Origin of the sequence: Providencia sp. PROV189 (assembly GCF_028480065.1) — a bacterium.
Classification (GTDB): Bacteria; Pseudomonadota; Gammaproteobacteria; order Enterobacterales; family Enterobacteriaceae; genus Providencia; species Providencia stuartii.
Genome location: NZ_JAMPOG010000010.1, coordinates 1 through 24,415, shown reverse-complemented (window position 1 = coordinate 24,415; position 24,415 = coordinate 1). Strand labels below are relative to the sequence as shown.

Genomic DNA, 24,415 nt, shown 5'->3' with positions numbered 1-24,415 from the left:
TATGTTAGATATCGATCAGTACTCTATTCAAGATATGAGTTTGGCAGAACTTGGGATGAAGCGTATCAATTGGGCAAAAACACATATGCCTATTATGAAGCATTTAATAAAAAGACTTGAACAGGAACAGCCTTTTAAAGGAATGACTATTGGCATTTGTTTGCATGTTGAAGCGAAAACAGGAGTATGGCTTGAAGCTTTAACAAAAGGTGGCGCAAGAATTGCCATTACAGGCTCTCCTGGTTCGACACAGGATGAAACAGCCGCAGCATTGGTTAAGTATATGAATGTCAGTGTTTTTGCGAGAAGAAACGAGTCATTTGAGGATCATATTACCTATTGTAAAAAGGTATTAGAAATGAACCCTTGCATCATTGCTGATAATGGCGCTGATTTGCATGAACTAGTCCTGACTGATCCTAAATTTAAGTCGTTACAAAAGACAATTATTGGTGCAACTGAAGAGACAACAACAGGGGCAAATCGTTTACGAGAAAACTTTGTTTCTCAACTTTGGCCAACACTCATTATTAATGATACTCAGTCTAAGCGAATTATAGAAAACAGATATGGCGTCGGTTCATCAGTTGTTGAAAGTATTGCTCATGCGACTAATGTGATGATACACGGTAAAAAGGTTGTCGTTATCGGATATGGATATTGTGGTTCTGGTGTAGCGCAGCGCTTCAGAGGAATGGGGGCTCATGTTACTGTTGTTGACACAAATCCACTGACTCGGTTGGAGGCACATTTAGAAGGTTTTCAGACCGCGGAACTTTTGGATACTTTGTGTGATGCTGATTTTGTTGTCAGTGTAGTGGGACGAGATAACATACTGACCTCGAAGCATTTTACGGCAATGAAAGATAATGTCATTGTGGCAAATGCAGGGCACTTTCAACGTGAAGTTGATATAAAAGCGCTGAATTCCATCACATCTAGTTGCGAAGACGTCACGCCTAATATCAACAGATACCAACTGAAAACAGGTAAAAATATATTTTTAATGTCTGATGCAAATTTAGTCAATTTATCCGCAGGTAATGGTAATCCTATTGAAGTGATGGATTTAGGACTGGCGCTACAAACATTAAGCTTAGAAAAAATAGCACTCAGTAGTAAAACATTAAAAAATATCCCACAACCAGTTCCTTTTGATATAGAAATGAAAGTGGCGCAACTCGCCTGTGATAATTGGATCACGCATTAATTTGAGTCAAGGTGTAATGACTTAATAAACATTAATGTTTAGTGCAAAACAATTATTATAATAAATTAATTTTGAGATAATAATATGAAGAGAATATTTCTTGGTTCATTATTAATAAGCGTTTTAATCTCATCATCGTATGCTGATAATTTAGTTGAGGTTAATATACTCAGTACATCAGATATCCATTCTTTTATTAGTGATGATAACTATTACAGTAATACTAAAAGCGAAAATTATGGTTTGATATCATGGATAGGCACTATTGAAAAGTTTAGACGTGACCATAAAAATACTTATTTAGTTGATACTGGCGATCTTTTATCAGGAAACCCAATCGGTAATCATGTCATTAAACGTTATAATCAGAATGATGCCTATTATAATATTTCTCCTATTATATGCAGCTTGAATGCCCTAAATTATGATGTCGCAACTCCAGGTAATCATGATTTTGATAATGGCGTTGATTTTTTAAAGAAGTCTTATTCAGGTGCAAACTTTCCTGTGGTTTTAAGTAATGTTATTGATAAAGAAAAACAGGAAAGCCTTTATCCTGAGTATATTATAAAAGAAAAAAATGTAATCGATGACGTAGGTAAAAATCACTTATTGAAAATTGCTTACATAGGCTTGGTTCCTCCGCAAACAATGCTTTTTAATAAAAGTAAACTGGAAAATAAAATTATATTTTTTGATATGCTAGAATCTGCCAATAGCGCAGCAGATAAGGCTAGAAAGGATGGTGCAGATCTTGTAATTGCTTTATCCCATTCAGGGATTGATGTATCACCAATTGAATATGGAATGGAGAATGTAGCATATTATCTTGCAAGAAATCCAAATATTGATGGTATTTTATTTGGTCATACTCATGAAATATTTCCTTCTAAAAAAACGATAGCGCATGAAAATATTAATATTGAATCAGGAAAAATATTTGATAAGCCAGCCGCACAACCAGGGAAATGGGGGGAGTCAGTATCTGCAATAACCTTTAACCTTGAAAAAAAGAATGGGCAATGGCTTATAAAAAGTAGTAAAGGTTATCAGTTAGAAAAAAGTGATGTGCCTGCTGCGGAAAATACTATTAAAAGTGTATTATCATGTATAAATGATACAGAAATAGACTTAAAAAAAGATTTAGATAAGGAGGTCAGTCTTGATCAATTTAAAATTGATAATAATTTTAATTTAATAGGAAATGAAAGTTTAACAACACTCCTTGTTGATTCAATTCATGATTATATGAAAAATTACACAAATGAAAATGATAAGCTGCTTGTTTCTATTTCACCTTCTTTTTCATTAAATGACGATAATTATATCATTGATATACAGGATAGAAAGCTTACGAATAGAGACTTAAATCAAATTTTCTACCCTGCTTATTTATCCGCCTTAAGAGTAAATAAACAGCAGATAATTGAATGGTTAGAAATGAGCTCAAATATATACAACTCCCCTGATGGTGACTCTACTCCTTTGATAAATAATCAGTTTCATAGTTTTCTATTTTACCCAATAATAGGGTTGACATATGATGTAAATATTAGCAATCAGCCGTTATACGATTTGTCTGGTAAGCGGAATGAACAGGTGAAAAAAGGAAGGATATCTAATATTCGTTATAATGGTATAGAAATAACGGACGAAGATTCCTTTATTATTGTTGCTAGTAAATATGCGCCTTTTTTTCAAAATAATAAAGATAGCCCTTATTTAGATATTGGAAATGAAAGAAATATTGATATTTTCAGTAAATATATTTCCTCACACCATGAATATTCTAAACCTAAAAATAATTATCGCATAATTTCTGACTTACCAGTACAAATGCATTTAGTATTACCGCATTACACAGACAAGTCAGCGACGTTCTTATGGAATAATCAATATGAACTGAAGTTGAATAGCCAAGATAAAAAGTGGATGACTTACCAAATAAAAATAAGCAAATGACATTTGGAGACTATTTTAGGTCGTTGAGAATGGCTAAGGTAGTCTCCATTTTTAGTTGACCGTTACAGCTTACCTGTATTTAAAGTTTTTGGTTGCCGTTCGGTCGGATACTATTGGATTGCGAGTGATGATTTAGCGGCGGGTGGTCGCCTTGGCTCATGGATGGCGCTACAAAATGTCATTGAATTGGGTATCGATTCAGTTGCCCATTGCATTAAGGTTGATGATGCGGCACCGGGTATTGAAGAAGGGCGTAATGCGGGCATGTGGAGTGTTGGTCTTGCTTTATCAGGTAATGAGTTTGGTAAAACATGGGATGAATATCAAAGCATGTCAGCCGATGACACCACACAATTACGCCAGCAAGCAGCTAATAAATTATTTACTGCGGGGGCGCATTATGTGATAGGGACATTAGCTGAGCTACCTGATCTTATAGAGAAGATAAATATTCGACTGGCTAATGGCGAAAGACCTTAAGTCACCGTATCGCCGATTTCAATTAGGCTGAGTTCGAGTCTGTGCGATATTGTGGTGCCTATTACCTCAACTTTTATGAGTAGGCACCACCGACCTAAGCCACTCAATTAAATAACACCACAAGGTAATTCAGGTGCTAATGTTGCAACCATTACCGCTTTGATTGTGTGTAAACGGTTTTCTGCTTCATCGAACACAATGCTGTAAGGGGATTCAAAAACCTCTTCCGTGACTTCCAAACCTCCCCACATATCAAACTCTTTAGCGAGTTGTGCGCCAAGGGTAGTATCTTCATTATGAAATGCAGGTAAACAATGTAGGAATTTGACATCTGGGTTACCAGTGAGCTTAATGACATCCATATTCACTTGATATGGCTTAAGTAAATGAATTCGTTCAGCCCAGACTGCTTTTGCTTCACCCATTGACACCCAAACGTCGGTATACAGGAAATCTGCACCTTTGACCCCTTCAGCGACATCCTCAGTGAGCGTGATTTTCCCTCCCGTTTTCAGTGCCGCTTTTTGGCAAATTTCAACTAATTCAGCTTCCGGCCAGCAACTTTTTGGTGCAACTAAACGTACGTCCATCCCCGTCAGTGCGGCGGCTTCTAGCATGGAGTTCCCCATGTTGTTACGCGCATCGCCTAAATAAGCAAATTTAATTTCGGATAGAGGCTTGTTCGGTTGATGTTCTCGGATAGTGAGTAAGTCGGCTAATAACTGTGTGGGATGGAATTCATTCGTTAATCCATTCCATACAGGCACTCCCGAATGTGTTGCTAAGGTTTCAACCGTTGACTGACTAAACCCCCGATATTGAATACCATCATACATCCGACCAAGCACTCTCGCGGTATCTTTCATGGTCTCTTTATGCCCGATTTGACTACCGGAAGGGCCAAGGTAAGTCACTCTAGCTCCTTGATCAAACGCTCCAACTTCAAAGGCGCAGCGTGTGCGTGTAGAGTCTTTTTCAAAGATAAGGGCAATATTTTTACCCGCGAGTAGCGGTTTTTCGAGGCCAGCTTTCTTCTGTGCTTTCAGCCATGCTGACAGTTTCAATAATGAATGAATTTCGTTAGGTGTAAAATCAAGTAACCTAAGAAAATGCTTTTTATAGAAGGGGTTCATAAAATTCAGCCTTTTTTATTTGAATTAATATTCAATTTATATTCATAAAAATTCAAAATCAACCCCCAATAGAAAAGAAATTATTCATTCAGGTATGGTGTCACTGGCAGCCCTATGGGAGAATGGCCTAGAGACTAGCGATAATGAAAAAAGAGGTGTGGATATGGTGGATAAAGCTGAGTTAGAGGCACAATACGAAGAAACGCGTCTAATTATTGAAGAGTTACTGGAAGATGGCAGTGATCCTGATGCATTGTATGCAATTGAACACCATTTCTCAGCAGACAATTTTGAACTACTAGAAAAAGCAGCAGTAGAAGCCTTTAAATTAGGTTATGAAGTCACTGATGCGGAAGAGCTGGAAGTCGAAAATGGTGTGACGCTAATGTGTTGTGATGTGATCAGCGAAAGTGCACTTAATGCAGAGTTGATCGATGCGCAAGTTGAACAGTTGATGAAGTTAGCTGAAAAATTAGGTATCAACTATGATGGTTGGGGAACTTACTTTGAAGACCCTGATGCTGAATATGATGACGAAGACGAAGACGGCGAAGAAGGTGGAGAACGTTTCCATTAATTCGGCAAAGGCTGTAATTTAAACCGTGTAATTGCCTGCTTTTGATATGTTGATCCTAACAACAAAGCAGGCACATGATGACCGAAAAATAGTTAACGATTCAATCCATATCCTAAATAACTGGCTAACATGGCATATCTATCTTAGTCAGCCAGCTATCAATAAACCTTTCTTAAGCTGGATCTGCTGGGTACCCTGCTGTACTGAGTGCGGTACGGAAAATACTTTCATCAATACGGCTGTTGATCTGCACTTTTTTCGTCGCAGGGTCTGCTTCAACCTGTGCTTGCGCATCAATATCTAATACCACTTTTTTGATTGATTTCGCGCAGCCATCACAAGCCATTTTTGGGATAGTTAAATTAATCATTTTTACACTCCTATTATCAATACGTTAATCAATATAAAGCTTCCCCCTATTGGAAGGTCAATCAATTTTTTACCATACGCATTGAGAAATTATCGAATCGACGATTTTTAGCTGGCGGCGTCTCATCGCGCTTTGTTGGGTTCACTAAATTTTCAATGATCGGACAATCAGGTTTACTGTCGCCATGGCAATGTTGAGTCAGTGTTTCTAATGTTTTAGCGATAGCTTGTAGTTCATTGATTTTTCTTTTTAGCTCGGAAAGATGGGTGAGTGCCATCGCCTTAACATCGGCGCTAGTGCGTTCTCTATCCCGCCATAAGTACAGTAAAACAGAAATTTGTTCAGTGGAAAAACCGAGTGCTCGAGCGCGGCGGATAAGATTAAAGCTATCGACATCGGATTGATTGTAATAACGGTATCCTGCATCGGTACGCTTAGCCTTGGGGAGCAAACCTGTTTGTTCATAATAACGGATCATTTTTGCTGAGATACCAGAAAGTTTGGCTGCTTGACCAATATTCATAATTTTACCTCTCCAACAGTATGATACCCCTTGAAACAAGGTGCTTATGACTTCTCTTTTGCCCGTTTAAGAGCGGCGATAATGTTTGGTTTTTGTGAGGCAAAAGTGCCGTAAAATAGATGCTCTCCAATTAGGGTAATTGGCGCGACACGTACGCCAGTACGCGCCTTCGCCTCGGCCATAATTTGTGGGTCGGTCAGATCCCGCTCGTCAAATGTAAGTTGCTCTTTAACCAACCACTCTTTGAGCAATTGGCAATCGGGGCAGGTGGGGGTGGTGTAAATTGTAATTTTAGGTTGAGATGTCAGCGCCATCATGTTCTCCTTTCGATTGGTATAGCCAGACCTGAGCAAGGCCTGGCTTGTCGATTGTTTATTGAGTGATGCCTTCTTTCATCGGTGCTTGGAAGCGTTTAAGACGTAAGGCGTTACCTAATACAAAGACGCTAGAAAGAGCCATTGCCGCCGCCGCTAAAATCGGTGAAAGCAAAGTGCCATTAATTGGGTACAGTAAGCCTGCTGCCACTGGGATCAAGAGCGCGTTATAAGCGAACGCCCAAAATAGGTTTTGTTTTATATTACGGATAGTCGCTTGGCTTAAGGCAATTGCATCGACAACACCACGCAAGTCACCTGACATCAAGACCACATCTGCCGCTTCAATGGCGACGTCTGTTCCCGTACCGATAGCCAACCCAACATCGGCTTCGGCAAGTGCAGGAGCATCGTTAATACCATCTCCCACAAAGGCGACTTTATTGCCATTACTACGGAACTGTTTTAGTGCTGCGACTTTGCCGTCAGGCAGTACTTCGGCAGCCACTTCATCAATACCGAGTTGCTTAGCGATTGCAGCAGCCGTTGCCGCATTATCACCGGTGATCATCGCCACTTTTAAGCCTAATGAATGTAAGGCTTTAATCGCTTCTGGGGTGGTCTCTTTTATTGGGTCAGCAACGGCAATAATTGCTGCTAAACGCCCATCAATTGCCGCATACAGCGGGCTTTTGCCTTGTTCGCCTAAACGTAATGCGGTTGGTTGGAAATGGCTCACTTCTAAGCCGAGTTGTTTCATAAAGCGGTCTGCCCCGACAGAAACTGAACGGCCTCCTACTTTCGCTGAAACACCAAACCCAGGTACAGCTTCAAACTCTTCGATTGCGGCAAATGAAATCCCTTTTTCTTTTGCGGCAGCCACAATGGCTTCGGCTATCGGATGCTCGGAGCGGGTTTCAATCGCAGCAACTAAGGCTAAAACTTCATCATATTCAAATCCTTCTGCTGGAACGAGATCGGTTAATTCAGGGCGACCTTTTGTTAACGTACCAGTTTTATCCAGAGCGACGACACTGACATCACGCAGAGCTTGTAAGGCTTCACCTTTACGGAAAAGAACACCTAATTCCGCTGCACGACCAGTACCGACCATAATAGATGTTGGTGTCGCAAGACCCATCGCACACGGACATGCAATAATCAATACCGCAACGGCGTTGATCAGAGCAAAGGTAAGCGCAGGATCTGGGCCAAAAATCAACCAAATAAAGAAAGTGATAACTGCACCTGCCATGACCGCTGGCACAAACCACATCGTGACTTTATCCACTAATGCTTGGATTGGTAGTTTGGATCCTTGCGCTTCTTCAACTAAGCGAATAATTTGTGCTAATACGGTGTTTGAACCAATTTGGGTCACACGGAAACTGAATGCCCCTGTTTTATTGATAGTACCGCCGACAACCTCAGAGCCTATTTCTTTTGAGACAGGAACCGGTTCACCGGTGATCATGCTTTCATCGACATAAGAAGCCCCTTCGATAACAACACCATCAACAGGAATTTTTTCACCCGGACGAACGAAAACAATGTCGTCGGTGGCGACTTCATCGAGTGGAATTTCGATCATTTTGCCATCACGTTCCACTCGTGCTGTTTTGGCTTGTAAGCCAACAAGGCGTTTAATGGCTTGAGACGTCTTCCCTTTTGCTCGCGCCTCCAATGTGCGACCAAGCAGAATTAATGTCACGATAACGACCGCGGCTTCGAAATACACATTCGCAGTGCCAACGGGCAGAATTTGTGGCATAAAGGTGGCAACAACGGAATAGCCGTAAGCGGCTGCCGTACCGACTGCAACCAGTGAGTTCATATCCGGTGCAGCACGCAGCAACGCGGGAACCCCTTTTTGGAAAAAGCGCAAGCCTGGGCCGAATAAAACGAGAGTGGCTAACACAAATTGGATATACCAATTGAGTTGCTGACCGAGAGTATTTGCAACCCAATGATGAATACCCGGAATAAAGTGAGAGCCCATTTCAATAATAAATACTGGTAGCGTAAATATTGCGGCAGTAAATAGTGAACGGCGCAGTGAACGCTCCTCTTGTTCACGACGTTCATCCGCTTGCTCATTCACATTAGTGCTGGCATCGGATAAGCGACGAGGCTTATAACCGGCTTGAACAACGGCAGCTTCTAAGTCAGCGGCAGTGACGGCTCCAGACAAATGGCGAATGCGAGCGCGCTCGGTGGCTAAATTGACACTCGCTTCAATAACACCGGGTATTTGAGTAAGTGCTTTTTCAACACGACCAACACAAGATGCACACGTCATCTCTTCAATGGCTAATTCTGTGATTTCTTCTCTGACTTTATAGCCTGAACTTTCAATCGCACGGATCGCGGCGTCTACATCAACATGCTCTTTAAATGTAATGTCTGCACGTTCAGTTGCTAAGTTCACGACGGCGGTATCAATATTATCGACCGCTTTTAAGGCACGTTCGACACGGCCTACACAGGATGCACAGGTCATTCCTTCGACTGGTAAACTCAGCCTATTGGCTGAAGATTGAGATAGATTCGTAGTCATTGATTTACCCTCTTAAGTATCATCATGCGTAAAGCCTAACGTTTACCTTAAGGGGAAGGTCAAGCATTTTTTTTATTATTATGTTCAAAAAAGAGATAGCCACAGTCAAATGTAACTATCTCTTTGTTTTATATGCAATATAATAGGTTTGTATTATGAGTTCGCTAAACTATCGTTGTTTAGCGAACTGTTTTTGAGGTCGATTATGGGGATTTTTTACCCGCTAATTTACGTATCATCATGTAGAAAACAGGGGTTAATAGTAAACCAAATAGCGTTACACCTAGCATGCCGAAGAACACCGCAACCCCCACGGCTTGTCTCATCTCTGAACCCGCTCCCGTCGCTAAAACAAGCGGGATCACGCCAGCAATAAAGGCAAAGGATGTCATCAAAATAGGGCGTAATCGTAGATGAGCGGCTTCTGATACGGCGGCTAAAGGATCTTTTCCTTGTTTCTCTTGGGCGATCGCAAATTCAACAATCAAAATCGCATTTTTTGCAGCAAGGCCGACCAGCACAATGAAAGCGATTTGTGTGAAGATATTATTATCTCCATTGAGCAACCATACGCCGGCAATAGCAGAAAGTAGAGCCATTGGCGCGATTAATAGTACAGAGAATGGTAATGACCAACTGTTATATTGAGCAGCCAAGATCAAGAAAGCAAATAGCACTGCTAATGGGAAAATATAGAGTGCTGAATTACCCGCTAACTGCTCTTGATAGGTTAGATCTGTCCATTCAAAGCTCATGCCTTCGGGCAATGTTTCACGTAAGATCTTCTCCATCGCATCAGTGGCTTGTCCTGAAGTAAAGCCAGGAGCCGCGTTGCCGGTGATATCGACAGAAGGGTAACCGTTATAGTGGATCACGCGATCAGGGCCATTTGTACGGGTAATCGTCACTAAGCTACTCAGAGGGATCATCTCCCCATGCTTATTACGTACCTTGATGAGTTCAATATCTTTAGGATCCATTCTAAAGGGCGTATCTGCTTGCACAATGACGCGATAGGTTCGACCAAAACGATTGAAATCATTGACGTAGAGTGATCCCAAATTAATCTGTAATGCATCAAAGATATCGGTGAGCGTAACACCTTGCGCTTTGGCTTTTTCGCGATCAATATCCACATCGATTTGTGGCGAATTGGTCTGGAAACTTGCCATCATGCCAGTTAATTCGGGAGCTTGCATTGCTTTCATCAACACTTGCTCTTGCACTTGCGCTAACGCATCAAAGCCAAGATCAACCCTATCTTCTATTTGTACCTTAAAGCCCCCCATCGAACCCAAGCCGGGAACCGGAGGTGGAGGGAATATGCCAACAAAACCATCCGGTATTTGACTAAATTTACCCATTAGGCGTTCGGCGATGGCATTTGCTGATAGTGAAGGATCAGTACGCTCATCAAACGGTTTGAGCATTGCAAACATGAGTGCTGAATTCGGTAAGTTAACGGGGCCATTTACAGAGAGGCCAGGGAACGCTACCACGTTTTCAACACCAGGCTCCATCAGTGCGAGGCGTGACATCTCTTTCACAACCGCTTCTGTTCTATCGAGAGAAGCACCCGAAGGCAATTGCGCGACGCCAATTAAGTAATATTTATCCTGTGCAGGAACAAAGCCATTAGGAACCACTTTAAACCCGAGTGCGGTTAGCCCAACAAAGCCAAGATATAGCACAAGAATAATTAAACTTCCTCGTATGCAGCGGCGTACAATCTGAACGTATTTGTTGGATAATGCATTGAAAAAGAGATTAAATTTAGCGAAAAAGCGACTAAATATCGCATTGATAATGCGAGTCAACCAGTCTGGTTTGCTATTTTTATCATGGGGCTTCAGTAAGATAGCACTGAGAGCAGGAGATAAGGTCAATGAGTTAATCGCAGAAATAATCGTTGAAATCACGATCGTTAATGAAAATTGTCGATAAAACTCACCTTGTAAACCGGATAAAAATGCGGTTGGAATAAAAACAGCCGCTAATACTGATGTAATGGCAATAATAGGGCCTGTGACCTCTTCCATCGCTTTAAAGGCGGCTTCTTTTGGTGTTAATCCTTCCGAGATATGCCTTTCAACGTTTTCAACGACGACTATCGCGTCATCCACCACTATCCCTATTGAGATAACTAAACCGAATAGCGATAGTGTATTGAGAGAAAAGCCGAATAGGTACATAAAGGCAAATGTTCCCACGAGTGATACGGGAACAGCTACTAACGGAATGATTGATGCTCGCCAACTTTGTAAAAAGAGCACCACGACAATAACCACTAATATGGTGGCTTCAAGTAAGGTGATAGCGACCGATTTTAGTGAGGCGCTGACAAAAATAGTTGGATCGTAGGCAATTTTATAGTCGATCCCTTCGATAAAGTTAGCCTGTAAACGAGCCATGGTTTCTCGTACCGACTCTGCCACTTCCAACGCATTTGCTCCGGGGCTCATGACAATCTGTAAGCCAACCGCGTTTTGCCCATTCAGTAAGCTGCGAAGTGAATAATTATCGGCACCTAGCTCTAATCGAGCGACATCTTTTAAATAGGTCGACTGCCCATCTTCGCCTGTTTGAATAATAATATTGCCAAATTGCTCTTCGGTTGTGAGTCGACCAAGTGCATTGACGCTGATTTGAAATGAGGACGTTGAGTTCGGCTGCTGCCCAATCGAACCTGTAGCGACTTGAATATTTTGTTCGCGAATAGCCGTAACGATATCATTTGCCGTTAAGCCTAATGATGCGACTTTTGTGGGATCAATCCATGCTCGCATCGCATATTCACCTTCCCCCCAAACTAATGCGCTGGCAACACCGGGTAATCTAGCAATTTCATCACGTACATTGAGTAAAGCGTAATTAGAGACAAACAGTGGGTCATAGACATTATTGGGTGAGTACATATGGACGACCATTAGGACATCCGGTGACGTTTTTTCCGTTGTGACGCCAATTTGTTGAACTTCTTGAGGCAAGCGAGGAATGACGCGCGAAACTAAGTTTTGCACTTGAATTTGTGCAATATCGGGGTCGACATCTTGCCTAAAAGAGATGGTCAGTACCATTTTTCCATCGGTCGACATTTGCGAGCTCATATAGAGCATGCCTTCTACCCCATTAACCGCTTGTTCGATGGGGGAGGCCACCGTATCAGCAATCACCTTGGGTGTTGCACCTGGATAACTGGCGATAACCTGAACCGTAGGGGGAGTCACGGATGGATATTCGCTTAGGGGCAATTTATAAAAGCTCAAAATCCCTGCTATCAATATAAATATTGATAAGACCATGGCAAAGATAGGGCGCTGTATAAAGAAACGGGGAAAATTCATTATCTGTTTTCCTCTATTTCATCTGAAGGTTGATGTTGAGTTTGGTGAGGCTCTTTTGTTGATGAAGGCTCCATTGAGGTGTATTCAGGCATCACCGCCATACCCGGTCTAACAAGGCCTTTAATAATGACCTTTTCACCCGCTGTTAAACCCTCATTGATCACTCTAAGGCCATCAACTAGGGCACCTAACTGGACAGGGCGATATTCAGCTTGGTTATTGTTATCAAGAACCAAGACATAGTTTTGCCCTTGATTAGAGCCGATTGCTTGGTCATCAATTAAAATGGTGGTTTTTTTAGGACCGGTAGGAAGTTGTGCACGAATAAAAGCGCCGGGAATCAGTTTCCCCTCTTTGTTAGCAACGACGGCGCGCACTTTTACTGTGCCTGTTGTCCGCTCTATTTGGTTACCAACAAAATTCAGGCTTCCTAAATAGTGGGTACTTTTTTCATTCGGTAATTGTATGGTAACGGGCGGTAATGTGGCCTTAGTATTGCTTATTGTTGATGATTGTAACCCCGCTAATTGATGAAAAGTGGCTTCATCAATATCAAAATAAGCATATATTGGGTCAATTGAAACAATCGTAGTTAAACGTGTTGCACTACTGGTGTCGCCACCAGTCACTAGGTTCCCTTCAGTAATAAAGGCTCTATCGACTCGGCCTGCAATAGGGGAACGAATTTGCGTATAAGATAAATTGAGTTTGGCGGATTCTACCGCGGCTTTTGCTGATTTTACTTGTGCATTATTTGCGGTCAGCGTGGATAAGGCATCATCATAATCTTTCCGCGAAACGGCACCTTTATTTACTAATCCTTTGAGGCGTTGGTAATTTCTACTAGCTTGAGCCGCTAAGGCTTCTGCTTGGCTTAATTTTCCCTCAGCCTCAAGTAAGGCGATTTGAAATGGATGAGGGTCGATTTGGAAGAGTAAATCGCCTTTTTTAACCAGTTGCCCTTCAGGAACGTCTACAGAATTAATCCGTCCACCCACGCGAGAGCGTAAATCAACCGTTTTGGGTGAAGCTAAGTAGCCTGTAAATTCAGAAAAAGGAGTCATTTCCCGTTGGATCACTTCCGCGACAGGCACTTTAGGGAGCATCGTAGAACTTGTCGTTTCGGGTTTATTATCATTATTAGCATCTTGTGCGATAGCGAGGCCGCTTATCCCCATAGCCACAACAAATGTCGCATATATTCCGATTTTCATCTTCATAATAAACTTTACCTAATTAATTGATTTCATTGTTAGCTTTAATGTTGAATAACCAATGTTGTGTAAGGGTAAAGGTTACAGTAGTTGTAAGGTCAACAGTTTTAATGCAAGCAGGTGTGGGAATATATTGAAGGACAGTGTTTACGTTTATTTTTAATTAAACAAATTGAATACTCTCAATAAGGTTATCTTAGAGATAGATATAAAAATAAGTTTGCAAAAGCCAAATAAGTTATTGACCTTGTATCTACTTTAAGGTTTTTAATATTCATCATTAATTAAAACACGGACATAAATAAGGATTAATGATGAAAAAGATTATCGCTTTATTTGTATTAAGCCTAGTTAGTTATCAAGGCGTCGCTGCAAATAATCAAACATATTCTCAACAGGCATCAAGTAAGGTTACTGAGAATTATTTATCTGTAGATACGCATAAAAAAATACTCAGCTCAGCCACATTTATTGGTGATGCGAGTTTATCATCAATAGAAACGCAAGCTCAGGAAACGGCAAAAAAGATAGGGGCGAGTAGTTATAAAATTGTTGGAGCAAGTGGCGAAACTAAACTCCGAGGACATGTTATATTTTATCAATAAAATCCTTTGATTTTATAAGGAGATGAGCGATGAGTCATCACACCATTAGAGAAAATGTGATACAAGATATTCTTTTATGGATTGATATGAATGTGGATAAGCCACTGAATATTGCGGAAATCTCTCATAGGGCTGGCTATTCAAAATGGTATTTTCAACGTATTTTTAAAAATACCGTGGGCGTCAGCTTAGGGCAATATCTTTTAATTAATAGGCTATTAAAGGTGTCATCTGATTTGAAACAGACAAATGACAAGATTATTGATATTGCTTTTAGATACGGTTTTGATGGACAGCAAGGGTTAACAAGAGCTTTTAAGCGTAAATTGAAAGTAACCCCTGCTAAATATAGGAGAGAAACCGCACTCAGGTACCATGCGTAGTATAGCGTATTTTGATAACAATCGTGTCATAAAGTATTAAGCCTAGCTAGCCAGCTAGATAATGCAATAAACTAAAAATTGTTGGTCTAGCGGCTAGCTGAATAGGTTAACCTTTGATGGTTTTACTTTTAATTTGTTGAAATAAAAAAATTAAATAAGAAAAATAATCAAATCATCGTTTTTCTTGACCTTACAATAATGGTAAGGATTAGCATTATTGAAAATTTAAAATAACCTATCTCTGTTTTTAGGTGGAAGAATATGAAAATAGGTGAAGTATCAAAATTATTCAATATTCCAAGAGAGACAATACGGTTTTATGAAAAAGAGGGCCTAATCGTTCCTCCGAATAGAAATGATAATAACTATCGCAGTTACAGTGAAAACCATATTGAACGACTCCGTTTTATAAAAAATTGCCGTAGTCTTAATATGTCTCATCGTGAAATAAAAAAACTATTAGATCTGGTGGATAATAATAGTGATGATTGTGAGCTCGTTGAGGGCGTGATTAACTCACATCTATTTAATATTAGAGAAAATATCGAAAAGCTGAAAAAGCTCGAAAGAGAATTGATTATCTTACAAGATCATAGCAATGAAATGAATAGCAATCATAAGTGTGGGATAATAAAAAACTTATTATCTAAAGAGATTTGATCTTTAACGTTATACGATTTTCTATCTATATAGGTAATAAGGATAGCAGCTTGGCTATCCTTATGGAGACTGTGATTACAGTGCTTTTAGCATACGGATTTCACAATCGCTGTGGCCTGTATTGCCGAGTGGCTCATCGATAAATTCAAAGCCTAATTTCTCATACAGTTTAATGGCTGCTTGTAAATCTGCGGTTGTTTCTAGGTAGCAGCGTGTATAACCTTGTGCTTTAGCAAACTCTAATGACATTAGTACAATCTGCTTAGCGACCCCTTTACCTCTTAATACCGAAGAGAGATACATTTTTTGTAGCTCGGCTGTGTCATTATCACCGCCAGCTAATTGTGATATGCCACCACCACCGACAATTTTACCGTCCATTTCAACGACCCAGTAAGCACTACGAGGCTTGCTATAGACTTCATAGAGCGTATCTAAAATAGGATCGGCTACCGCAAAACCTTTATCAGCCGTTAAGCCATGTTCTGCTGAAACTTCACGGATAACCGCGGCAATCCCCGCATTATCTTTTTGTTCGATTAAACGAATAGTGTGGGTTGTTGTATTTGTTGTCATGAGAAACTCTCTTTATTTATTGTTTTGTACTACTCAGTGAGAGAGAACCAGAAGGGAACTTCAATCTGAGATCTGCGAACGCAGTCGTATCATAATAATCGATTAATTAACGTGGGTATAGGGTTCGGGATTGATTTACTTATTTAGATAGGTGTTCTAATAAAAAACCCCTATTGGCGAACCAATAAGGGTTTTAAGTCAGTGTGAAAGAGGCAGATTATAGCGACGCAATGGTCACTTTTTGTGCTTCTAACTTACCTTTAGCTTCAATGTTAGCCGCTAGGCGCTCGCGCTCTTTCTCAACAACGGCAGCAGGTGCACGGCTGACAAAACCTTCATTAGCGAGTTTGCTTTCAATAGACTCAATCTCTTTGAGTACTTTCTCTAACTCTTTATCCAAACGCGCTAACTCGGCATCTTTATCAATCAGGCCTGCCATTGGGATCAATAGCTCAGTACCGCTAACCAGTTTTGTCACAGAAACTGGCGCTTCTTCACCGTCTGTCAGTACCGTGATACTTGCAAGGCGTGCCATGGATTTAATAAAGTTTTGGTTTTCTGCAACGCGACGTTTCGCATCTTCAGAAGCACCACGCAGTAATACATCTAGTGGTTTACCCGGCGAAATATTCATTTCGGCACGAATATTACGGACAGCAATGATAGCTTCTTTGATCCATTCCAAATCACTCAGTGCTTGCTCGTCCACTTTAGCTGCATCAAATTCAGGGAATGGTTGTAGCATGATGGTATCTGCATCAATCCCTTTGACAACTTTCACACGTTGCCAGATAGTTTCCGTGATAAATGGAATAATAGGGTGTGCTAAACGTAATAGCGCTTCTAATACTTCGATCAGCGTGAAACGTGCTGCACGAGCTTGCGCTTCATTACCTTTGTGAACAGCAGGTTTTGATAGCTCCAAGTACCAGTCACAGAATTCGTTCCAAGTGAAGTCATACAAAATACCCGCGGCAATATCATAACGATGGGTATCGAGGGCTTCACGGTACGCTTTGATGGTTTGGTTGAACTGAGCCATGATCCAGCGATCAGCCAAAGAGAAGCTCATTTCACCACCGTTCTGACCACAGTCTTGATTTTCTGTGTTCATTAGGACAAAGCGGCTTGCGTTCCATAATTTATTACAGAAGTTGCGGTAGCCAGACAGACGTTTCATATCCCAGTTGATATCTCGGCCTGTTGAGGCAAGCGCCGCTAAGGTAAAGCGTAGTGCGTCAGTACCATGTGCTTCAATACCGTTTGGATACTCTTTGCGAGTACGCTTGGCAATTTTTTCAGCCAATTGTGGCTGCATCATATTGCCAGTACGTTTCTCAAGCAGATCTTCTAACGAAATACCGTCGATCATGTCCAGAGGGTCGATAACGTTCCCTTTGGATTTAGACATTTTTTGGCCTTCTTCATCACGGATCAAACCCGTCATATAAACGGTTTTGAACGGTACTTGCGGTACGCCGTTCTCATCTTTAATGAAGTGCATGGTCATCATGATCATGCGGGCTATCCAGAAGAAAATAATGTCGAAACCACTGACCAACACATCGGTAGGATGGAACGTTTTCAGTGCTTCGGTATTTTCAGGCCAGCCTAATGTTGAGAAGGTCCATAAACCAGAAGAGAACCAAGTATCCAATACGTCTTCGTCTTGGCGCAGTGCAATCTCTGCCCCCAAGTTGTTTTCACGACGAACTTCATCTTCATCGCGACCCACATAGACATTACCTTTGTCGTCATACCATGCAGGAATACGATGACCCCACCACAATTGGCGAGAGATACACCAATCTTGGATATCACGCATCCAAGAGTAATACATATTTTCGTATTGGCGAGGTACGAATTGAATACGACCATCTTCAACCGCTTTAATGGCATCTTCTGCTAGCGGCTTAGTACGAACATACCATTGGTCAGTTAGCATTGGCTCGATAACGACGCCACCGCGGTCACCATAAGGCACTGTTAAGTCATGCGGCTTAACTTCAACCAATAAACCTAACTGCTCAAATTCCGCGACAATCGCTTTACGTGCAGCAAAACGCTCCATACCACGGTAAGCTTCTGGGATTTCACTGCTATATGCGGTTGATGGATTACCGTGAGTATCAAAGACTTCTGCTTCACTACGGACATTACCATCTAAATCCATCATGTTGATCATAATGAGCTGATGACGTTTACCGACTTCATAGTCATTAAAGTCATGAGCAGGGGTAATTTTCACGCAGCCGGTGCCTTTTTCCATGTCGGCGTGTTCGTCACCGACAATTGGAATACGGCGATTGACGATTGGAAGAATAATTTCTTTACCAATTAAATCTTTATAACGGGGATCTTCTGGGTTAACCGCCACACCAGTATCACCCAGCATAGTTTCTGGGCGTGTGGTTGCGACAACCAGATAATCTTTACCTTCGGCTGTTTTTGCACCATCTGCAAGTGGATAGCGTAAATGCCACATGGAGCCTTTGATTTCACGGTTTTCGACTTCCAAATCAGAAATCGCAGTGTGGAGTTTAGGATCCCAGTTAACGAGGCGTTTACCACGATAAATTAAGTTATCTTTATAAAGACGAACGAAGGCTTCTTTAACGGCTTTTGATAGGCCTTCATCCATTGTGAAGCGCTCGCGCTCCCAATCAACAGAGTCACCTAAACGGCGCATTTGTTGTGAAATGGTGCCACCAGACTCTGCTTTCCATTGCCAAATTTTGTCAATAAACGCATCGCGGCCGTAATCGTGACGAGTTTTGTTCTCTTCAGCCGCGATCTTACGTTCAACAACCATTTGGGTTGCGATACCAGCATGGTCAGTACCTGTTTGCCACAGCGTATTTTTACCTTGCATGCGTTGGTAACGGATCATGGTATCCATAATCGTTTGCTGGAAAGCATGCCCCATATGCAGGCTACCTGTGACGTTTGGTGGTGGAATAACGACACAGAAACTTTCTTTGCTAGTATCCCCGTTTGGTTTGAAATAACCGCTTTTTTCCCAATGAGCATAGCGTGCTTGCTCTATTTCAGCGGGATTATAAGTTTTATCGAGCGAAGGCTCGGCAATCGCATTATCTGGTTTCTTATCCATTTTTATATCGTATTCAGTTAGTTGGCGGCGTCGCCATAGTCAAATTGAAGCCGACGCTGCGGTAAATTTTATACCGTTCACGCGCCAACTGTTTTAAAGTTTCATCAATAGGCACAAAGTCTATCACTTCATGGAATGCAGTGGCAAAGTCTGCAAACTGGCTCTGAAGATTGATCAGAATATCGCGTTGGGCATTTCCACGTTTCCCCGGCCAGCAAATTTCAATCGGTGCGCCATAACGAGGCCCTTCACCAGCAAGGTTATGAGGCACGAACTGATGAGGATCTCTTTGCCAAAGTGACTCATCCAGTTTTTCTGCTTGCTCAGCGGTTTCACACGCGACTAAAACACGCTTACCATCACGCCACATTTGCGCCGCAAGTTCGCAAGCAAGCCATTCATGGGCTTCTAACTCTACTTGCGGCGATGGTTGTTCAAGCAAATAAAAGGTGGCGTTTTTCATCTCTTTCTTTATGGAATAGAAAAATGTTATGCAAAAAGGGTATTGCGACAGGCAATACCCTGAAATGAAGATGGGGCTATTTTAGCGTATCGCACTCTTGAGTGCTATATACTCGTCATAGTTCAAGTTGCAACACCAATTTGACTCGCTACACCTTGAGCTATTTAGCGTCTAGACCCATGACACGAGTTACAACGCAATGGTCTGTAACTCGCGTCATTATAGGACATCAATTAAGACTAATCGTCGCCGTTCAGGCCAGCGCGGTTCAGTAAGAACTGTGACAACAATGACACAGGACGGCCTGTTGCGCCTTTTGCTTTACCTGAACGCCATGCTGTACCAGCAATATCCAAGTGCGCCCAATTGTATTTGGTCGCAAAACGAGCGAGGAAGCAGCCCGCAGTAATTGCACCCGCAGGACGACCACCTGTATTGGCTAAGTCAGCAAAATTAGAGCTGATTTGCTCATAGTATTCATCAGCTAACGGTAAGCGCCATGCACGGTCACCCGCTTGCTCAGAAGCGTTTAATAACTCATGAGCCAGAGGGTTGTGGTTTGACATTAAGCCAGTGTAATGGCTACCTAACGCAATCACACAAGCCCCTGTCAATGTGGCGATATCGATAACCAATTCCGGCTCAAAACGCTCGACATAGGTGAGGGTATCACATAGCACTAAACGACCTTCGGCGTCAGTATTAAGTACTTCAACCGTTTGCCCTGACATCGTGGTGAGGATATCACCTGGGCGATAGGCTCGTCCTCCTGGCATATTTTCACAGCCAGCCAGCACACCGACCACGTTGATTGGCAATTGCAATTCGGTGATAAAACGCATCACACCGTAAACCGTTGCAGCACCGCACATGTCATATTTCATTTCATCCATGCTATCTGCTGGCTTGATAGAAATACCACCTGAGTCAAATGTGAGGCCTTTACCGACTAATACAATAGGTTTCGCTTCAGGATCAGGGTTACCTTTGTACTCCATGATAGACATCAGCGATTCATTTTGTGAGCCTTGACCAACAGCGAGGTAAGCATTCATGCCTAGCTCTTTCATCTGCTCTTCACCGATAACACGTGTTGTCAGCCTATTTTCAGAAATGTCAGCTAATTGACGTGCTTGTGATGCTAAATATGCCGCATTACAAATGTTTGGTGGCATGTTGCTGAGATCTTTCGCTGCCTTAACACCGGACGCAATGGCGAGTCCATGGGCGATAGCACGCTCACCGCTCGTTAATTCACGGCGTGTTGGCACATTGAAAACCAACTTACGCAGTGGACGGCGATGTTCCGTTTTATTGCTTTTCAATTGATCAAAGACGTAGAGCGACTCTTTTGCCGTTTCAACAGCTTGACGTACTTTCCAATAATTATTACGGCCTTTAACGTGTAACTCAGTTAAAAAACAGACGGCTTCCATTGAACCAGTTTCATTCAATGTGCTGATTGTTTTCTGAATAATCTGTTTGAATTGACGCTCATCTAGCTCACGTTCTTTACCACAGCCGATGAGTAGAATACGTTCAGACAGGATATTTGGTACATGATGGAGTAGTAGGGATTGCCCTACTTTACCTTCAAGTTCCCCGCGGCGCAGCAGGGCGCTGATATATCCGTCACTTATTTTGTCCAGCTGTTCAGCTATAGGGGACAGACGGCGTGGTTCAAAGACTCCGACAACGATACATGCGCTACGTTGTTTTTCCGGGCTACCACTTTTTACACTAAACTCCATGCGTTCTCCTGAATCTTAAAGACAAAGGCCCATGCTCCCGCTAAAATTAGCGTTACAGCATAATCTACCTCATAGAGAATGAACTCTTTATGTTAAACTGAGCAGATATCTGGTATTTCAATAATATTAAGCATGTTCTGATTGGGTAATCAGTATAGAGAATGCTTTTATATCATTCTAGTCATACAATGAGCCAGAGTATATGTTAACAAATGGTAGATATTGAACGAACTTAGCCATTTTCCACCCAAAAGACAAGTTTTCACAGGCGTATAAGCGTGATCATTATTAGATATTTGGTACGGGAGACCCTGAAAAGTCAGCTAGCTATCCTTTTTGTGCTAATGTTGATTTTTTTTAGTCAGAAGTCCATCGATATTCTCGGGGCTGCTGTTCAGGGAAATATTCCTTCAGATTTAGTATTACCGTTACTGGGATTGGGCGTGCCTGAAATGGCGCAATTGATCCTCCCTTTAAGCCTATTTCTTGGGCTACTGATGACATACAGCAAACTGTACACCGAAAGTGAAATTACGGTGATGCATGCATGCGGACTCGGGAAAAGCGTTCTGGTTAAGGCCGCTCTGGTGCTTGCAACGTTGACCGCATTGGTCGCAATAGGCAATATTGCGTGGATGCTTCCTTGGTCGTCGCAATATCAAGAACAGGTGCTGGCAGACGCTAAAGCTAACCCTGGGCTAGCTGCCATGGTGGAAGGGCAATTCAAAACCACCAAAGATAGAAACATCGTATTGTATATTGGCGACGTCAAAGGTAATGACTTTAAAAATGTCTTCTTAGCACAATTGCGCGCCACTAATGAACAGCGCCCATCGGTAGTGGTCGCCGATAGTGGCTATATGCGAGAAGATGCCGATGGCCGACAAATTGTGGTATTGGATGAAGGAACTCGCTACGAAGGAACGGCATTATTACGTGATTTCCGCATCACCGACTTTAAAAATTATCAGGCGGTTATTGATCACAAACCAAGTGATGCCCGCAATGATAGAGTCGAACAAAAAAATATGCTTCAGTTATGGAAGGCGAATGACTTTGATTCCAATGCAGAATTCCATTGGCGCTTGACGATTGTCTTCTCGGTGGTGGTGATGGCATTAATGGTAGTGCCGCTGAGTGAAGTGAACCCTCGTCAAGGGCGGGTATTGAGCATGCTGCCAGCCATGTTGCTGTATCTTATTTTCTTCCTATTACAAAGTACATTGCGTAATAGCGCAGAAAAAGGGGATGTTGATCCGAAATATGCAATGTGGGCAGTTAACTTAGGGTATCTGGCTTTAGCGATTATCCTAAACGTATGGAATACCGTGCCAATGCGCCGTTTACGCGTCAAATTTAATAGAGGGGCTGCCTGATGTTTGGTGTTTTAGACAGGTACATTGGACGAACCATCCTCAACTCTATTTTAATGACCTTGTTTATGTTGGTGTCCCTTTCAGGGATCATCAAATTTGTCGAGCAACTACGTAAAGTTGGTGATGGTGAATATACGACCCTAGGCGCTGGGGTATTTACGTTATTAACGATCCCAAAAGATATCGATATTTTCTTTCCGATGGCGGCGCTGCTCGGAGCGTTACTAGGGTTAGGTGCTTTAGCATCACGTAGTGAGCTGGTGGTTATGCAAGCTTCTGGCTTTACACGCTTGCAAATTGCACTGTCCGTGATGAAAACAGCGATCCCTCTGGTTATTGTGGCGATGTTGATTGGCGAATGGGTTGCCCCAAGCGCAGATCAATGGGCGAGAAATTATCGCGCAGAAAAAATTGTGGGTAACTCATTAGTTGTGACAGATGAAGGGATGTGGGCGAAAGATGGCCCTGATTTTATTCATATTCAACGCGTCTCTGATACCACATCGATTCAAGAAGTGTCTATCTACCGCTTTAATGAGCAGCATAAGTTAACATCGGTGATGTTTGCTTCAAGCGGCGCTTATGACAAAGACAATCAATTGTGGGTGTTGTCTCAAGTTGATGAGTCTATTTTAAGTAGTGAGAAAAAAATTACGGGCTCCCAGCGCTTAACTTATGAGTGGAAAACGAATCTGACACCCGAAAAACTCGGTATCGTTTCCTTGAGTGCAGACTCCCTTTCGATTCGCGGGCTTTATCAATATATCGCTTACTTAAAAGAGAGTGGGCAGGTAGCCGCAGTCTATGAATTGAGTATGTGGAAAAAGATCTTAGCGCCTCTATCCGCAGCAGTGATGATGTTTATGGCCGTTTCATTTATCTTCGGTCCATTACGTACTGTACCGATGGGGGTACGTGTCGTCTCTGGGATTGTTGGTGGCTTCCTGTTTTATGTCCTAAATGAAGGGTTTGGTAAGTGGAGTTTGGTCTACTCGATACCGCCTATTATTGCGGCGTTACTACCAAGCGTCCTATTCCTTGGGGTCAGTATTGTCTTGCTGGTGAAACGTAAGTAAGCCAATTTTAAAATCGATAATATTCCAATAAGCCATCGTATTGAGTAATGCGGTGGCTTATTTATTTGTATTAAACCAATCAATACTTGAAAGGCTCAGGGAGAGTTGGATGAGTAATAAAAATTCTAATTTTGAGTAAGTTACCAATAAATCGATTACCTAGCTCACTTATTTTGGCATTTAATTTATTTTCTTGAGGATGGAAAATAGGGTGTGCTTTTTTATTGCCAGTAGCTGCTTTCACGATATTCTCGTGCGTGATGCCATAAAACCCCATTACAGGGAGTTTTAATTGATTGGCCATGACTTGTGCATTTGAGAATCGCCCCCCTTCAGCACTATGACAACTGCATAGTTTTATAAGCGAAGGGCTCTGTTTTATGCCTTTAATTTTATCCGCTAGCAGCGCATGGCAATTGGCGTTAGTCACTTTCGCAAAAGTGCCATCTCGCATTTGCAGCAACCCTTTTTCACCATGCGTTTTAATAATAATTGATGACATAAAATTCTCTCCTTGAATTGTTTATGTCACTAGTATTGCGATGAATATGTCTTGGTGCTTGCAAAAACCAATGATTGATAGTTATACAGTAAGAACAGTATTAATAAGCCATCAATATAATATAAAAAGATTTGTGCCGTGATGCGTGCTGTCACTCTATTAAATAGGTTCTTACTGGTTATTATCGTGATCACAAAGGATAAAAATTAAGCGGGTAAGCACTGTTA

General features: G+C 41.9%; 20 protein-coding genes and 1 pseudogene. 9 read left to right on the top strand and 12 right to left on the bottom strand.

What is annotated here, in order from left to right:
* Position 1 precedes the first annotated feature (1 nt).
* From PR833_RS08105 to PR833_RS08095, 3 genes and pseudogenes are all read left to right on the top strand, one after another.
* The gene (locus PR833_RS08105) at positions 2-1,210 is read left to right on the top strand and encodes an adenosylhomocysteinase (protein WP_004915914.1); all 1,209 of its coding nucleotides are present in this window, start codon (positions 2-4) and stop codon (positions 1,208-1,210) included.
* A gap of 84 nt (positions 1,211-1,294) precedes the next feature.
* Positions 1,295-3,172 (top strand): metallophosphoesterase, encoded by a 1,878-nt coding sequence (locus PR833_RS08100; RefSeq protein WP_272526017.1) that lies wholly within the window; start codon positions 1,295-1,297, stop codon positions 3,170-3,172.
* Between the two features lie 111 nt (positions 3,173-3,283).
* Positions 3,284-3,652: pseudogene (locus tag PR833_RS08095) on the top strand (HAD-IA family hydrolase); the annotation flags it as partial.
* Between the two features lie 107 nt (positions 3,653-3,759).
* Here the strand turns inward: PR833_RS08095 and argF are convergent.
* The gene (gene argF, locus PR833_RS08090) at positions 3,760-4,785 is read right to left on the bottom strand and encodes an ornithine carbamoyltransferase (RefSeq protein WP_154598893.1); all 1,026 of its coding nucleotides are present in this window, start codon (positions 4,783-4,785) and stop codon (positions 3,760-3,762) included.
* A 163-nt stretch (positions 4,786-4,948) separates the two neighbouring features.
* Here argF and rraB point away from each other — a divergent pair, with 163 nt between their 5' ends.
* On the top strand, positions 4,949-5,362 hold the full coding sequence (gene rraB, locus PR833_RS08085; RefSeq protein WP_036944087.1) for a ribonuclease E inhibitor RraB: 414 nt from the start codon (positions 4,949-4,951) through the stop codon (positions 5,360-5,362).
* A 172-nt stretch (positions 5,363-5,534) separates the two neighbouring features.
* On the opposite strand, the gene PR833_RS08080 is transcribed toward rraB, so the two are convergent.
* From PR833_RS08080 to PR833_RS08055, 6 genes are all read right to left on the bottom strand, one after another.
* Entirely contained in the window at positions 5,535-5,732 is a 198-nt protein-coding gene (locus PR833_RS08080) for a heavy-metal-associated domain-containing protein (protein ID WP_004915936.1), read from the bottom strand.
* Between the two features lie 61 nt (positions 5,733-5,793).
* Positions 5,794-6,255, bottom strand: a complete 462-nt coding sequence (gene cueR, locus PR833_RS08075; RefSeq protein ID WP_004915938.1) for a Cu(I)-responsive transcriptional regulator — start codon at positions 6,253-6,255, stop codon at positions 5,794-5,796.
* Between the two features lie 44 nt (positions 6,256-6,299).
* Positions 6,300-6,572 (bottom strand): glutaredoxin family protein, encoded by a 273-nt coding sequence (locus PR833_RS08070; RefSeq protein WP_004915940.1) that lies wholly within the window; start codon positions 6,570-6,572, stop codon positions 6,300-6,302.
* A 55-nt stretch (positions 6,573-6,627) separates the two neighbouring features.
* Positions 6,628-9,126, bottom strand: a complete 2,499-nt coding sequence (locus tag PR833_RS08065) for a heavy metal translocating P-type ATPase (RefSeq protein WP_036942728.1) — start codon at positions 9,124-9,126, stop codon at positions 6,628-6,630.
* Positions 9,127-9,329: 203 nt separating this feature from the next.
* A complete protein-coding gene (locus PR833_RS08060; RefSeq protein ID WP_272526016.1) occupies positions 9,330-12,470 on the bottom strand; it encodes an efflux RND transporter permease subunit in 3,141 nt (1,046 codons plus the stop codon).
* Positions 12,470-13,690, bottom strand: coding sequence for an efflux RND transporter periplasmic adaptor subunit (locus PR833_RS08055; RefSeq protein ID WP_004915947.1), 1,221 nt, complete (start codon positions 13,688-13,690; stop codon positions 12,470-12,472). Before PR833_RS08055 ends, PR833_RS08060 begins: the two co-directional genes overlap by 1 nt.
* A gap of 308 nt (positions 13,691-13,998) precedes the next feature.
* On the opposite strand from PR833_RS08055, the gene PR833_RS08050 reads away from it, so the two are divergent.
* The 3 genes from PR833_RS08050 to PR833_RS08040 all read left to right on the top strand — a co-directional run bounded on the left by PR833_RS08050 (position 13,999) and on the right by PR833_RS08040 (position 15,332).
* A complete protein-coding gene (locus PR833_RS08050) occupies positions 13,999-14,289 on the top strand; it encodes a YdgH/BhsA/McbA-like domain containing protein (protein ID WP_223854648.1) in 291 nt (96 codons plus the stop codon).
* A gap of 29 nt (positions 14,290-14,318) precedes the next feature.
* A complete protein-coding gene (locus tag PR833_RS08045; RefSeq protein ID WP_004915952.1) occupies positions 14,319-14,672 on the top strand; it encodes a helix-turn-helix domain-containing protein in 354 nt (117 codons plus the stop codon).
* Between the two features lie 261 nt (positions 14,673-14,933).
* Complete coding sequence (locus PR833_RS08040; protein WP_004915954.1) at positions 14,934-15,332, top strand: MerR family transcriptional regulator; 399 nt, start codon at positions 14,934-14,936, stop codon at positions 15,330-15,332.
* Between the two features lie 75 nt (positions 15,333-15,407).
* Here PR833_RS08040 and PR833_RS08035 read toward each other — a convergent pair whose 3' ends face one another.
* From PR833_RS08035 to pepA, 4 genes are all read right to left on the bottom strand, one after another.
* Entirely contained in the window at positions 15,408-15,908 is a 501-nt protein-coding gene (locus PR833_RS08035; protein WP_154625917.1) for a GNAT family N-acetyltransferase, read from the bottom strand.
* Between the two features lie 217 nt (positions 15,909-16,125).
* Entirely contained in the window at positions 16,126-19,020 is a 2,895-nt protein-coding gene (locus tag PR833_RS08030; protein WP_154625918.1) for a valine--tRNA ligase, read from the bottom strand.
* A 13-nt stretch (positions 19,021-19,033) separates the two neighbouring features.
* Positions 19,034-19,483: a DNA polymerase III subunit chi gene (locus PR833_RS08025; protein ID WP_004915959.1), complete on the bottom strand. Its 450-nt coding sequence runs from the start codon at positions 19,481-19,483 to the stop codon at positions 19,034-19,036.
* A 239-nt stretch (positions 19,484-19,722) separates the two neighbouring features.
* Positions 19,723-21,234, bottom strand: coding sequence for a leucyl aminopeptidase (pepA, locus tag PR833_RS08020; protein ID WP_004915960.1), 1,512 nt, complete (start codon positions 21,232-21,234; stop codon positions 19,723-19,725).
* A 278-nt stretch (positions 21,235-21,512) separates the two neighbouring features.
* Here pepA and lptF point away from each other — a divergent pair, with 278 nt between their 5' ends.
* Both lptF and lptG read left to right on the top strand, forming a co-directional pair.
* The gene (lptF, locus tag PR833_RS08015; RefSeq protein ID WP_004915961.1) at positions 21,513-22,610 is read left to right on the top strand and encodes an LPS export ABC transporter permease LptF; all 1,098 of its coding nucleotides are present in this window, start codon (positions 21,513-21,515) and stop codon (positions 22,608-22,610) included.
* Positions 22,610-23,686 (top strand): LPS export ABC transporter permease LptG, encoded by a 1,077-nt coding sequence (lptG, locus tag PR833_RS08010; RefSeq protein ID WP_004915962.1) that lies wholly within the window; start codon positions 22,610-22,612, stop codon positions 23,684-23,686. Before lptF ends, lptG begins: the two co-directional genes overlap by 1 nt.
* Positions 23,687-23,765: 79 nt before the next feature.
* On the opposite strand, the gene PR833_RS08005 is transcribed toward lptG, so the two are convergent.
* Complete coding sequence (locus tag PR833_RS08005; RefSeq protein WP_004915963.1) at positions 23,766-24,188, bottom strand: hypothetical protein; 423 nt, start codon at positions 24,186-24,188, stop codon at positions 23,766-23,768.
* Between the last annotated feature and the right edge of the window lie 227 nt (positions 24,189-24,415).

What these genes read in the sequence shown, in the direction of transcription:
- PR833_RS08105 (WP_004915914.1), top strand. Translation starts at nt 2, where the DNA reads ATGTTAGATATCGATCAGTACTCTATTCAAGATATGAGTTTGGCAGAA.
- PR833_RS08100 (WP_272526017.1), top strand. Translation starts at nt 1,295, where the DNA reads ATGAAGAGAATATTTCTTGGTTCATTATTAATAAGCGTTTTAATCTCA.
- argF (WP_154598893.1), bottom strand. Translation starts at nt 4,785, where the DNA reads ATGAACCCCTTCTATAAAAAGCATTTTCTTAGGTTACTTGATTTTACA.
- rraB (WP_036944087.1), top strand. Translation starts at nt 4,949, where the DNA reads ATGGTGGATAAAGCTGAGTTAGAGGCACAATACGAAGAAACGCGTCTA.
- PR833_RS08080 (WP_004915936.1), bottom strand. Translation starts at nt 5,732, where the DNA reads ATGATTAATTTAACTATCCCAAAAATGGCTTGTGATGGCTGCGCGAAA.
- cueR (WP_004915938.1), bottom strand. Translation starts at nt 6,255, where the DNA reads ATGAATATTGGTCAAGCAGCCAAACTTTCTGGTATCTCAGCAAAAATG.
- PR833_RS08070 (WP_004915940.1), bottom strand. Translation starts at nt 6,572, where the DNA reads ATGATGGCGCTGACATCTCAACCTAAAATTACAATTTACACCACCCCC.
- PR833_RS08065 (WP_036942728.1), bottom strand. Translation starts at nt 9,126, where the DNA reads ATGACTACGAATCTATCTCAATCTTCAGCCAATAGGCTGAGTTTACCA.
- PR833_RS08060 (WP_272526016.1), bottom strand. Translation starts at nt 12,470, where the DNA reads ATGAATTTTCCCCGTTTCTTTATACAGCGCCCTATCTTTGCCATGGTC.
- PR833_RS08055 (WP_004915947.1), bottom strand. Translation starts at nt 13,690, where the DNA reads ATGAAGATGAAAATCGGAATATATGCGACATTTGTTGTGGCTATGGGG.
- PR833_RS08050 (WP_223854648.1), top strand. Translation starts at nt 13,999, where the DNA reads ATGAAAAAGATTATCGCTTTATTTGTATTAAGCCTAGTTAGTTATCAA.
- PR833_RS08045 (WP_004915952.1), top strand. Translation starts at nt 14,319, where the DNA reads ATGAGTCATCACACCATTAGAGAAAATGTGATACAAGATATTCTTTTA.
- PR833_RS08040 (WP_004915954.1), top strand. Translation starts at nt 14,934, where the DNA reads ATGAAAATAGGTGAAGTATCAAAATTATTCAATATTCCAAGAGAGACA.
- PR833_RS08035 (WP_154625917.1), bottom strand. Translation starts at nt 15,908, where the DNA reads ATGACAACAAATACAACAACCCACACTATTCGTTTAATCGAACAAAAA.
- PR833_RS08030 (WP_154625918.1), bottom strand. Translation starts at nt 19,020, where the DNA reads ATGGATAAGAAACCAGATAATGCGATTGCCGAGCCTTCGCTCGATAAA.
- PR833_RS08025 (WP_004915959.1), bottom strand. Translation starts at nt 19,483, where the DNA reads ATGAAAAACGCCACCTTTTATTTGCTTGAACAACCATCGCCGCAAGTA.
- pepA (WP_004915960.1), bottom strand. Translation starts at nt 21,234, where the DNA reads ATGGAGTTTAGTGTAAAAAGTGGTAGCCCGGAAAAACAACGTAGCGCA.
- lptG (WP_004915962.1), top strand. Translation starts at nt 22,610, where the DNA reads ATGTTTGGTGTTTTAGACAGGTACATTGGACGAACCATCCTCAACTCT.
- PR833_RS08005 (WP_004915963.1), bottom strand. Translation starts at nt 24,188, where the DNA reads ATGTCATCAATTATTATTAAAACGCATGGTGAAAAAGGGTTGCTGCAA.